Consider the following 12,203-nt stretch of genomic DNA (forward strand, 5'->3'; position numbering starts at 1 on the left):
CTGGTCGGAGACGCGGCTCTTTGTGTTGAGTTTGATGACCGGCTTAGCCTTGCAGGACTTCTGCGACATCAGTGCGGTAGGCGTTCAACCCGGGAATCAGCCCGGCGAGAAGTGCCATGCAAATCAGCATCGGGAAAATGACCAGTTCAATTGGGTTGAACAACAATGGTTCCAGCAGCAGTCCGCTTCGAGTTTCAATCAGCGGAGCTGCGATGTAAACCAGACCGTGACCCAGAATCAGGCCGACCAAACCACCAAGGAGACAGAGTGTCAGTGCCTCCATGACAATGATGGAGAAGACTGTCGTACGACGTGCACCCAATGCACGCATAATGGCGATTTCTTTCTTCCGGTCAGACATTGAGTTGTACATGCTGACGAAGATCCCAATTCCTGAAACGACAACAATCAAGCCAGTCAGGAAGAGGAATGCATCGCGGATGTTTCCGACCAGATTTCGCAGCAACTGATCCATCACCGCGATGATGTTGACGCCTTGAGCCTGAAAGCCCTGTTGGAGCTTGTTCTGGAGGGCTAATGCGGCACCGCTTTTCCGCATGTCATCCTTCCCCTTCATCACCAGCAGAACGCTTGTCGCTTCTTTCTGCAGGTCGCTGAGAGGACCATGATCGTGATGATCGTGATCTCCGTGGTCATGATGAGCATGCTTCTCGATCTCTTCGATGTCTTTCTTATAGCGCTCCCGGATGGCATCTTCGGTTTCACCATAGAAGAGGGCTTCACGGGAAATCGCTTCGTTCACTGGTTGATCGTGTCCGGCGAGTGCAAAGAACCCGTCAATGTGAACAAAGACAGCGCGATCGTTCGGTGTTCCTGTTGGAGCAAGAACGCCTTTGACTGTGAAAAGCTCGTCGTGGACATGATCATCCTGACCAGCATGAATCATCTTGAATTGCGACCCGATGGCCCATTGATTTTTCTTTGCCACCTGAGACCCAATCACAGCGTCCCAGGTTCCCTGCAGGCCATCACCTTTGATCAGGAACTTCTTGTCACGAGCGTAACCGACAAGGAAGTACTGCGGCGTCGTCCCGACAATGGGGAAGTTTCCGAGTTCAGTCGTGTCACCAAGGTTGACGGGAATCGCACGTTCCACTGTGGGATTCTCTGACAGTTCTTTGTAGAACCGCCACGGTAGGTTCTCGATGGGCCGGTCCATGTAATAGATGGAACTGAGGACCAGTTGTGTGGAGCTTCCTTTTGGGCCGATCACCAGATCGTATGCGCTACCGGTCTGCTGGAAGACATTGGTGACAGCACTGTTCAAAACGATGACTGCGATGATCAAGGCCACCCCTAAGGCGACGCTGATTCCAGTCAAAACGGAGGCCAACAATCGCTGGCGAATGCTTTTCAGAGCAATACTCAGCAGGTTCATTGGGTCACCTCCGGGTGATTGAAGTTCTGGAGTTGTTCCACCCGATCAAACTGTGAACTGACTTCGGCAGAGTGTGTGACCAGAAGCAGTGAGACCTCGTGCTCCCGGCAGGCATCGCGAAGCAATTGCAGGATCTTCCCCTGGTTGGCAACGTCGACACTGGCAGTTGGTTCATCGGCCAGCATCAGACGTGGACGATTCGCCAGCGCTCTGGCAACAGAAACCCGTTGCTGTTCCCCGACAGAGAGTTGAGAAGGTCGGTGTGAAAGGCGTTTGCCGAGCCCCACCTGTTCGAGCAACTTGATTGCAAAGGTTCGATCGGCTTTTCCAGAGAAGGACATGCCGAGCAGAACATTCTCCAGTGCGGTGAACGCAGGGAGGAGATGGAACGTCTGGAAAACAATTCCAATTCGTTCGGCTCGAAAGCGATCGCGGGCGGGCTCAATCAAACGAGTGATGTCCACGCCATTGATAATCACTTCGCCAGCATCAGGCATTGTGATTCCGGCAATGACATTGAGCAGCGTGGTTTTCCCTCCGCCACTTTGTCCGACCAGTGCAACCTGGTCACCCTGGTTGAGCTCGAAGGAATCGATATTCAGGACAGGGAGCATCCCCCCTGCCGGTTCTCGATAGCTCTTGCGAATATTCCGTAATATCAGAGACATCACACCGCCCAGTCAGTTCGGGAACTGTCTTCGATGGGGCACAAACCTCTAGCTGATCTTGTGTTCGCTGCGGACTGACTGAAATGACGTCAGACAAACGCACATCAAAGACAAGGTATCAGATGAAGCAGGCTCACTGAAGCAGCGAACTGCGATGTCAATTTGTCGCTTGAGAACTCATGTTTCATGCAACAGATCGTAATTGCAATTCTTCTGCTTTTACAGAGACGATAGCAATTCCGAGTTTATCTGCAAGGCTGATAACAGCGGGTTCATCGAGCAGGATCGTCATCCCGGCTTCAAGGGCGAGCACGCGGGCACCAGCTTCCCGCATTGTCTGAATCGTCTGGACGCCGACAGTTGGAACGTCAAAACGCATGTCCTGATTAGGCTTTGCGACTTTTACGATCGTCATTCCGCCGCGGCGACACAACGTGCCGGCGCGACGAATGCACTCGTCAGTTCCTTCGATAGCTTCGATAGCAATGACAGCGGTGTCATTCACAATGACCGTCTGTCCGACATCGAGTCGTCCCATTTCTTTGGCAAGTTCCCATCCAAATCGAATGTCTTTCCATTGAGATTGGGTGGGGTGACGACGGGTGAGAAAACCATGTTTCACGAGAATCTCCGGACAGAAATCCAAGGCGGACCGAAAGTGAATGCCATCACGTTCAAATTCGCGGATCACAGCGAGCAGGAGCGTGTCATCCTTCTTGTCGTGTGTCAGGTAGCGAAACCACGTGTTGAGGGCACGGAAGTCTGGAATCAGACGCCAAATTCCAAACGGATCGAACAGGACCCGCTTTTCAACTTTTCCAGCCATGACTGCGTTGAGGACATCGCGACGTTTGAAATAGCGAATTGCTTTTCCGAGTCGCCCAAGCGGAATTGTGCGATAATTGTCGCAGATGTCCGCCAGTTCATCAGAAGCAAGCCCATCCAGACCAAGGCATTGAACCGAGTATCCCATTTCTTGCGCCGCCTGGGCGAAGACAATCGGAAATCGGCCCCAGCCAGCCAGCAAGCCGACGCGGTCACCTGCACGCGGTGTGATGGGGATCAGACGTTCTCGATAAGATTCAGACATGGTCTTGATGACTTAAAAATAAGCCCGATTTGGTTGTTTGCATGTCTGATTGCGACATTGTTCTCGTCCTGAGAAGTCGTCGAATCAGCGCTGAAGACATACAAGCTCGAATCGTGATCGTTGTTGTGATGTTGCTCTATGCAACTGTGTTCTTTGACTCGGATACAAGTTCCTGCAGTTCTGCCTGGAGAGCGGAAACTTGTTGAGTCAGCTTCTTGATTTGGTCTCGCATTTCCGGCAAACGCCGAATGTTCAAGTGATTCTTGAGTGCGTCAATTTCAGGAATTGCAGGTGCATCGTAATAGGTGCCTGCCTTGGGAATGTCTGCCAGTACACCAGCACCGCCCCCGAGTTTGACCTGACTACCAATGGCGATATGGTCGGCAATTCCAACTTGCCCACCCATCTGCACATAGTCGCCAGTGGTCACTGATCCCGCCAGACCAACCTGAGATGCCAACGCGTTGTGGCGTCCGATCTGGCAGTTGTGGGCGATCATGACATGATTGTCGATCTTGGTTCCCTGCCCAATCACAGTGGCCTCGATCATGCCGCGATCGATTGTTGCACAGGCTCCGATTTCAACATCATCTTCAAGGATGACAGTCCCGGTATGAGGGATCTTGACAAAGGCTCCCTTCACAAACCGGTAGCCAAACCCGTCTCCGCCAATGACGGCGTTTGCATGAATGATCACACGGTTGCGAATCAGCACGTCCGCGTATGTCACTGCATTTGGGTAAATGATGCAGTCGTCGCCGATTCTTGTTCCGTCGCCAATCACGACTCCATGAGAAATCGTGCAGCGATCCCCGATCACGACATCGTTTCCAATAATCGCGCCTGCGGCGACGCGGCAATCTGATCCGAAGCGAGCGGAACTGGAGACGATTGCCTGAGCAGAAATCCCAGCTTCCGGTTGTGGTCTCACTGGCCGGAACAGCAACATGGCATCGATAAATGCCTTCTGTGGAGCGGATACCAGGATTAGTGGGAGATCAGCAGAAATGCTGGCAGCCAGATCCGGTGTGGTGATGATGGCGCCGGCGGCAGATTTCTTCAGCGAGGCAATCTGCTTTTGTGATTCAAGATAGGAGATCTGATCAGGACCGGCTGAGGAAAGCGATGCGACGTCGGCGATGCGGGTGGAATCATCTCCGCGCACTGTCCCCTCAATTCGATCTGCCAATTCCCGAATCGAAAACGACATGCGTCGCGTCCTTGCGTCTCTGGAGTCCGTCCTGAAATCCTCTGTGACGTGGTCCTTCTACTGCAAGTTTGCTCCAAACGCAACGTCGGTTCAATTTTCAGCAGAATTTCTGCCTGGATTCCGCAAATGGTGCCGAATCGAAATGACCGGAGTTTTCCAGCTCAACAAGTTCATCTTGGTTGCCCAGAGTGCCATTTGCCGGCATCCGACTGTGGATTCTGTGGCCCGGTTAACTCAAGAGGTCTACGAGCAGAGAGCCAGTGGCATTCAAGGCCGAATGTGGAATTGTGTGCTGCCCTTCAAATGAGATGAAGTTCAGGTTGGCACCGGCCTGTGTCAGCAGATCCTTGAGTGCGGTTCCGACTTCATATGGAAGAATCTCATCGGATCGGCCGTGGCTTTGAATGACCGGCACTCCGTTCAGAATGCTTGCTTTCTGGGACCATTCAGGTTCGCAGATCAGTGCCCCGGACCAGATCACAAGGCCACCGGGAGGAGTTGGTCCCTGCATCGCAATGTCGGTTGCGATCATTGAGCCTTGTGAGAAGCCCCCCAGCACGAGTTGGTTACGAGTCAGTCCCAGCTTTTCAAGACGCCCGTCGATCGCTTCCGAAAGGGCGGCTCTGGATGATGGAAGCATTTCAGGTGTCGACGTCCGCATCTGCTTGAAATCGCGTGCCCCGGACATCAAGGCCTCGAGGTCAAGTGGCCACCATGCTCGTCCTTGAGGCATCCCGACGTTGGCAAGAGACAGGGGCGCTGCAGGGAAAACGAATTCAACCTGATCGAGCAGACTGGGGAACTGCTGCAGGAGTTGGGCTCCCACAGGCACCAGATCATCTCCTGGAGCCCCGAATCCGTGACAGAGGACAACCAGCAATCTCGGCGAGTTTGCAGTGATAATGTGTGTGTCGAGCCGTCCGAGGACCTGCCTCTCAAGGTTAGCCATGTCGCGTGTGCTTCTCCACCCGGATGCAATTGTGGACTTGAAGATCAGTCTGGAGGTCTCTGCTTCCTGTTGAAGCGACGATGTTCCGTGAGGGGGAACACGCAATACCGGGAGGATTAACTCCCGTTGATGCTGGGGGCTACCTTAATTCTTTAAACAGATCAGGGCAAGTTTCTCGTTCTGTTCTTCTGAATTCTGTGTACTTATTTTGCAGAAGTTCACACGAAGTGTTGCATTTACGCAATATTCTCGAACGAGGTTTTGTGCTGGAAACATCTCGCCCGAATTGATGTTGAACTTTGTATTCACACTCATCTTTTGAGAGCGACCAACATGACATTCAAATTACAGCAGGACGTGCGTGCGTCCATCCTGGATTTGACGGGAATGCCGGTACTATTGGATCGTCAGTCACGATGAGGAGATGAGCAACTTGATTGATACCGCCTATTGCGGTGCCATGAGTCCCGGGTTGTTGCGACTTTGAGTCCCATTCCAATTGCCTTGCACTGGCTGGACGAGCTGTGGCCGTGCATTCATCGGAACCCGACTGAGTCCAGATGTTGACTGGATTGTCACTGGTGGAAGTGGCAGTGATGAGACGTCACGTTGCATCGGCTCTGGTGGCACCTGTCCCTGCTGAACGGGGTAAGCTGGGAGTGGCCCCGGTGGAGAGCTAGGTACGATCATTTCCTGAGACTGAAACGCAGGATTTTGTTGACCTGGCATTCTCATTTCAGGCTGAAGAGATGCGCCTGGCCGAATCGGTTTAGGATAGTGATCCCATTCCTTTGGCGGCGGAGTGTATGGAGCGACCGGGCTATGGTCACCTCGCGACAGGTCAGTCATGTTTTGATAGCGATGCCAGAACTGCTGAGAATATGGCATCGTGGCGGGCATTCCCCATCCAGCAGCGGTTTGAGCCTGGCTGTAGACGTGGTGGTAGTTATAAGGGCGAAACGCTCCATACCCTTCGTAATAAGGCATGTTGCGAATGTGCCCATGCTTCCAGCGCTCCTGATCGTCATAGCGGAAGAGTTGTTCGTTGTTACCAACAGAACCTCCCCCTTCAAATGCGGCAGCGTACCCGACATCCTGTGTGGATTGCGGGATGAAACTGGCATCCTGAGCTGAGACCGGTGCGACGATCGCTCCGAGGGACAACACGATCCAACTTCCTGTTTTCATGTCGATTCCTTCATCGCCGCCGACCAGTCGAGTCCATGAACAAAATTTGAGCTCATGGGGGGAAGTCTCACTTTTCGCCTGCCAGCATTTTCTCTATTGGAGACATGCTCTGGAGAACAGGACATGAACAACAATCACACATTGCGAGAGCAGTTGTATGACTGTTTGGATTGCAACGATTATGCCAGCTTTGTGAAGCAGACCAATCGCCTTGCGTGAGTCTTCCACTCTTTATCATCGGCATGTCTGAAATTGGAATTGGCCTTATTGCCTTGATCGGCAGCTGCTGATCAGAACCGACTTGCATAATCGTCATCTCCGTGCAGGTTCACAGCTGAACACGAAAATCTTTCAGTCTACGAGGAGTTCACCTCCACACCGGTCTGCTGTTAGGAATAGGTTCGGCAGAGAGTGCCTGTTGATGCGCTCTGAATTTTGAGGGCGTTGACTGCCGAACGTTCAACCTGACTTTCGGTCAGAGGCGTTTCATATCGTTTGCGAGAAGGTGAACCTGATGCTGAATCGATCTGCCTTGTGTGGCCTTGTGCTGGCATCTGGATCACTGGCTGCTTACGCAGACGAACCAATTGTCCCGCCAGCTCCAGAGAAGTCCGTTCTTCCTGTCTCTCCGTATACAGGGAAACCGGATTTCACTCCAAATGGTGAGCTTGTGCCAACACCCGCTGCTGCGACAGAGCAAGCACCGGTTCCACAGAATCCTCTGAGGGCGAATCCCTCGGGTTCGCAGTTTCACCCTCTTCCTGCCTTGATGAACGGCGGTGGCGTTCCTCCGGCCCCTGCCCCGACTCCAGCAAGCGAGCCTGCGGGTGCCGTCATGGCGCCGAGGATTCCTGGCGGATATGTTCCTGTTCCCGGGAATGGGCGAGTCATTTATCCGGTTGATGCACCGACAAATTATCTCTACCAGCCAGCACCGGGAACGATTGCGCATTCTCCTGCACAGTACAATGCGTTCTCGACATCTGGTTATCCTGCACTGCCGACTTCGTTCTCTACGTCAGTTGGAATGCATGATCGGTATCCCTATTACAGCTACCGCCGACCTTGGTACACTCCGGGCCCGATCAGCCACAACGTGAACATTATCTGGTAGTTGACTGCGTTGGGTGAGATCGTTCTCATTTCAGCCTTGGCTGAGATCGGTTCGTATTACTGGGCCTCCCTGACGCATGGCTTCGATTCGGAAAATTCGACGACTGCTCGCTCTTTTGGAGCGATTGCAATCCGGAAGAACGTTCACAACGGGGGAACTCTCTGGCGTTTGTCAGGTGAGTCGCAGAACAATCTTCCGGGATCTGAAGGAACTTCAGGACGCTGGTGTCGAGGTTCTCTACGATTCGGCAACCCAGGGCTATTGGTTGCCGATGCATGCGTCGTTACCACCCACTCAGCTGTCGATTGCCGAAACATTCTCTCTGCTGATTCTTGCCCATGAATCAGGACAGTCGAAACGTTCTGTTCCGTTTCAGGAATCAGCACGCGATGCTGCGCTGAAGCTTCAAAGTACCTTGCCCTCGCATCTCTCCGGGTACGCCAACGAGCTGACGCTGTCGATGTCCATCGAGACAGAGCCGCTGGCGTCGAACCTGCAAGGGAGTCGATTGCACTACGATCGTCTGGTGGAAGCGTTGACTGGCCATCGGAAGATTCGTGCTCGCTATCACAGCTTCGCTGAGCAGGCAGAAATCAATACTCTGATCAGCCCCTATCGAATGTTGTTTCGCAGGCATGCATGGTATGTCGTTGGTCGGTCATCCTTGCACCGGTCGGTCAGAACGTTTCATGTCGGTCGTTTCCTCGATACTCAACTGACTGATGACCAATTCTCGGTTCCCCCACGATTTTCGTTGAAGCGCTATTTCGGGAATGCCTGGAGTCTGATTCGGGAGCCGAACGCCAGAGTCGATGTCCGGGTACGGTTTCAGCCATTGGTTGCGCAGAACGTCGCCGAGGTCTGCTGGCACCCGACTCAGAAGGTCATCTGGAATCAGGATGGTACTCTCGATTTCACGGTGACGGTTGATGGAATCAACGAGATTTCATGGTGGATCCTGGCCTATGGAAATCAGGCACGAGTGCTGGAGCCTGAATCGCTATGCCAACTCATCGTGGCACGGGCAAGAGAAATGGTTGAGCAATATTCGGTGCCAGTTTCCGAGGCACCGCTTCCCCGCAACGGTCAGTTTGTCGCGGCTTCTAAAAAGCGGTAGTGGTATCGTCACTTCTGAATGGTGGTTACACGGCTTTTGACCGCGTGGAGTCCTTCCTTCGAGCGACCTGTGGGACCGGATTTCTGCCGAGGCTGAGTTGTATGGACCGCGAGGAGTCATCATCCCTGCGGTGAAGCTGTAATACTTCTGCACTTTGCTTCGATCATGTCGCTCGAGCTGTTCTGCTAACGAAAAAGCCGCTGCAAACAACTTGTGTTTACAGCGGCTTCGGGATCTTCTTGCTGAGTCGCTTCTATTAGTCGGCGATAATCGGCATCGATATGCCGAATCCAACATAGTTCAACACAACGTTGACTGCTCCTTCCATTGGCTTGTGATAGAGCATCACAAGGTCGTCTGGAAGGATATTGATTCGTTCTTTCTTGTCATCAATTGCGCGGTCGAGGTCAACCCGGATGGAGATCTGGGTTCCATCTGGCAGCTTACGGACAACGATTGCACGACTTGGTGTGATGATATAACCCGGACTTCCGTTTTGGACACCTTGTCCTCCGGTTCCCAATGGGCCACCAACCGACCTGGTTGCAAGGGCAATGGCTTCGATGATGTCGACATCTTCATCAGCAGGCAGAGGAATCTTGGCTCCACCAAGCAGACCACCAGTGTAGAAGTGTTCAAGACGTCGTGGGATGTAAACAGTGTCCCCCGCCTTCAGAACAATGTCCTTCTGCGTGAATGTCAGCGGTTCACCTGGATGCACGAATAGTGGAATTCGGATGACGTTCGGGCTGCCGCCTTCACCAAATTCATTCAGGAGTTGTTCCAGATGTTGTTCTGAGAAGCCGGGAAGACCTTTCAGAGCGGCATTACGAAGAACCCAAATTTCGCGGACACCATCGGTACCTGGGAGTCCGCCTGTTGCTGCGAGAGCATGAAGGACGTCGTTCTCGCCGTTTGGAAGGTCGATGACATCGCCGGATCCGCGGTGAATCTGGTTAACGATTGCGGGGTTGGTGAAGGTCGCCTGCCCGGAAGGAGAATCCTGACGCAGGACCACGACTCTGTGGACATTCTTGGTAATCAGGTTCACTGTGATACGTTCGCGGCCAGCTGCAATCACCGATGAATCGAGATACAGACGGCGAATTTTTTCAGAGACTTCCTGAATATTAAGACCGGAAACCGGCACGTTTCCCACCAGCGGCAAATCAAGAGTTCCGTCGTCGCCAACGGTCATTGGCAAGCCGGTCGTTGGCTTTTCGATACTTCCGCCCGGTGGATAGTACCGTTGATTCAATGTCTGGTATTGAGACAGAACCGGCGTCTCGTCAATTCCTGCCGGCAGAATCCCGTACACGTAGATGGCGAGTGTATCGCCAGGTCCGACTCGGTATGTGTCCGGACGGTCTTGTCCGAGAGATGAGAACAGAATGGGGATTTTCCCACGTTTCTGCTCTCCCAGTAAGCTTCGATCCAGTCGGCTCGCAGGAATTGCTTTCGCTGCGTTCTTGATCGAATGGTATGTGCAACCGTTCGCAGACAACGTTCCCCAGACCATCACAGCCGTCAGGCCCAATAGTTGGAAGCGATTTCTAAGGAGTCGGTCCGTCATGGTAGCGTCCTTTCCCTGGACTCTGCCCGGGAGACGATGAAGTGTTAAATCATCCGGGTTCTGTTGAGACTTGCTGGCTGAGTTGCAATCAAGTTCTCTGCGTTGCAGGTGCTCACCTTTTGTCACGTTTGCCCGATTCATCCTGAATCAGATCAATTGCGAATCACCTGAGGCGATCATTCGTGACTATTGCTCGAACAGTTCCGGCCGTGCTGGCACAGGTGGAAGATTTGGAGAAGTGCTTGTCCCCTTTGTCTCCCAGCCAGCATCAGATTTCGTCTCGTTATGTGGAGCCAGCCCAGAAGCCTCGCTCGGAGGAACCTGTGCAGGAATCGCCTGCTGCTGGACTTGCGAAGAAGACATCGGAACATGGCCGACATCATGGAAATTAGGAGGAGCATTCCATGTTTTAATGTAATGCGTGTCCGGTTCCAGGGACGCCATCATGGCTCCATCCTGGAATCCGACGTACCAGTCATGTCGAGGCTGGTCACCATATTTATTGCGATGCGATGGGCTCCAGTAGCATCGAGGAGCTACGATCGGAGGTTCACCGTCTCCACCAGTAAGGACGTCGAAGTATCCGGCCCGCCAGCCCTTGGCGTAATCGCCGCCGACTGATTCTTCAGACGTACACTTAAAGTCCCAGTACGCACACATCGTTCGCGTTTTCTGCGAACACTCATAGTGCATGTCCTGGAGAGACGCACATCCAACCAATGGGCTGAACGCCAATATTGCAAGCCACTTGTGCATTGTATTCTTGACCACCATGTCGAAGAACTCCTCAGGGAATGAGGTGGCATTCCTGTTCTTTGTGATCGGATCACCTTCAATGCATTCTTTAGGAACCTTACGAATTGAGATAAATTTCGCATAAGATTATGGAAACAGGGAAAAACCCCTAACTGTAGGGGTTGCAAGTTTTTCCCTATAGATAGGGGAAAACTTCTTTGTTCATAAGTGGTTGTGAAGAAGCGGCGTAAGCTGCCGAAAGCGTGTGCTTCGAAATAAATCACACATGCATTTTTGAGTTCAACGTATGCGATTACATAAAAGTACCTTCGCTCGCTGAAGAAGGAGCGTAGTCAGAGCGGCACTCTTGGATAGGCAGATTCGGAAGTAATGTGATGTTCCCCGCGAGAGGGATTCAGTCATCCGTTTTCTTTACGGCATCTTCAATGTGCCAGCGATTGGCGGGTCCGGTCTCAGTTTCGATGCTTCGTTAATAGATGGTGTCTACTGGTCGATTCTTGGGCTTCGTGTTGACGAGTGAGTCGCAGAGGCTCGGGAGCAACACGTCACTGAGTGATGGTTGCGCGATATTTGCAGCACACTCTCTGAATGTAAACCTGCGGATCGCCTTCTCGTACTATATTGACAGGTCCATTGCTGGCGACATGAGAAGAACAACACTCCATCATCGCTTAGGTTAAGGACGACAACCGTATCGGGACCACTGCTTGACACGAGAAAACTCATTGGCAGGAGTCTGATTCTGCTGCTTTAGGGCGTTCATTACCTGAAGGGCCAAGGATAATAAAAGCTCTTCTCTGCGATTTGGAGAGATTTGAGATTCAAAAGGCCGCTGAGCTGGCGGATTTGGCTGGACGGGTTTTGTGTTCGGTGAGAATTGCTGCTGCAGGTGAAAGTGTCTCTGCGAAGGACTCGCTCTTCTCGTGTGTTACGCGAAGCGGCGATCTGGTGCGTAATGGTCCCGGGGTGAAACGATCAAAAAACGGCGGTGATCTCACTTGGAGTTCACCGCCGTTTTCGATTTGCAATTTCAACTCGCTGGAGCGAGTCGAGGATGCTTTGAGAGCAAGATGTCCTGTTGTCGAGATGTTCGATGCTCAGGGAGAGGTGCAATTGATTGCGTCTGTCCCTGGCTCGTC

10 protein-coding genes are annotated in these 12,203 nt (G+C 52.6%); 2 read left to right on the forward strand and 8 right to left on the reverse strand.

The window, feature by feature from the left end; translation table 11 throughout:
- Positions 1-43 precede the first annotated feature (43 nt).
- The 6 genes from SH527x_RS02285 to SH527x_RS02310 all read right to left on the reverse strand — a co-directional run bounded on the left by SH527x_RS02285 (position 44) and on the right by SH527x_RS02310 (position 6,504).
- The gene (locus SH527x_RS02285) at positions 44-1,399 is read right to left on the reverse strand and encodes an ABC transporter permease (protein ID WP_437193037.1); all 1,356 of its coding nucleotides are present in this window, start codon (positions 1,397-1,399) and stop codon (positions 44-46) included.
- Positions 1,396-2,067 (reverse strand): ABC transporter ATP-binding protein, encoded by a 672-nt coding sequence (locus SH527x_RS02290; protein WP_437193038.1) that lies wholly within the window; start codon positions 2,065-2,067, stop codon positions 1,396-1,398. The genes SH527x_RS02285 and SH527x_RS02290 overlap by 4 nt, the downstream gene beginning before the upstream one ends.
- 184 nt (positions 2,068-2,251) lie before the next feature.
- Positions 2,252-3,157: an LpxI family protein gene (locus tag SH527x_RS02295; protein ID WP_437193039.1), complete on the reverse strand. Its 906-nt coding sequence runs from the start codon at positions 3,155-3,157 to the stop codon at positions 2,252-2,254.
- 136 nt (positions 3,158-3,293) lie between these two features.
- A complete protein-coding gene (gene lpxD, locus SH527x_RS02300) occupies positions 3,294-4,367 on the reverse strand; it encodes a UDP-3-O-(3-hydroxymyristoyl)glucosamine N-acyltransferase (RefSeq protein ID WP_437193040.1) in 1,074 nt (357 codons plus the stop codon).
- Between the two features lie 229 nt (positions 4,368-4,596).
- Positions 4,597-5,316, reverse strand: a complete 720-nt coding sequence (locus tag SH527x_RS02305; RefSeq protein WP_437193041.1) for an alpha/beta hydrolase — start codon at positions 5,314-5,316, stop codon at positions 4,597-4,599.
- Between the two features lie 447 nt (positions 5,317-5,763).
- The gene (locus SH527x_RS02310; RefSeq protein WP_437193042.1) at positions 5,764-6,504 is read right to left on the reverse strand and encodes a hypothetical protein; all 741 of its coding nucleotides are present in this window, start codon (positions 6,502-6,504) and stop codon (positions 5,764-5,766) included.
- A gap of 514 nt (positions 6,505-7,018) precedes the next feature.
- Here SH527x_RS02310 and SH527x_RS02315 point away from each other — a divergent pair.
- On the forward strand, positions 7,019-7,618 hold the full coding sequence (locus SH527x_RS02315; RefSeq protein ID WP_437193043.1) for a hypothetical protein: 600 nt from the start codon (positions 7,019-7,021) through the stop codon (positions 7,616-7,618).
- A 76-nt stretch (positions 7,619-7,694) separates the two neighbouring features.
- Positions 7,695-8,735, forward strand: a complete 1,041-nt coding sequence (locus tag SH527x_RS02320; protein ID WP_437193044.1) for a helix-turn-helix transcriptional regulator — start codon at positions 7,695-7,697, stop codon at positions 8,733-8,735.
- A gap of 256 nt (positions 8,736-8,991) precedes the next feature.
- Here SH527x_RS02320 and SH527x_RS02325 read toward each other — a convergent pair whose 3' ends face one another.
- Positions 8,992-10,308, reverse strand: a complete 1,317-nt coding sequence (locus SH527x_RS02325) for a polysaccharide biosynthesis/export family protein (protein ID WP_437193045.1) — start codon at positions 10,306-10,308, stop codon at positions 8,992-8,994.
- Positions 10,309-10,494: 186 nt separating this feature from the next.
- Entirely contained in the window at positions 10,495-11,082 is a 588-nt protein-coding gene (locus tag SH527x_RS02330; RefSeq protein WP_437193046.1) for a hypothetical protein, read from the reverse strand.
- Positions 11,083-12,203 lie beyond the last annotated feature (1,121 nt).

The sequence above is a fragment of the Planctomicrobium limosum genome (assembly GCF_051465645.1).
Classification (GTDB): Bacteria; Planctomycetota; Planctomycetia; order Planctomycetales; family Planctomycetaceae; genus Planctomicrobium.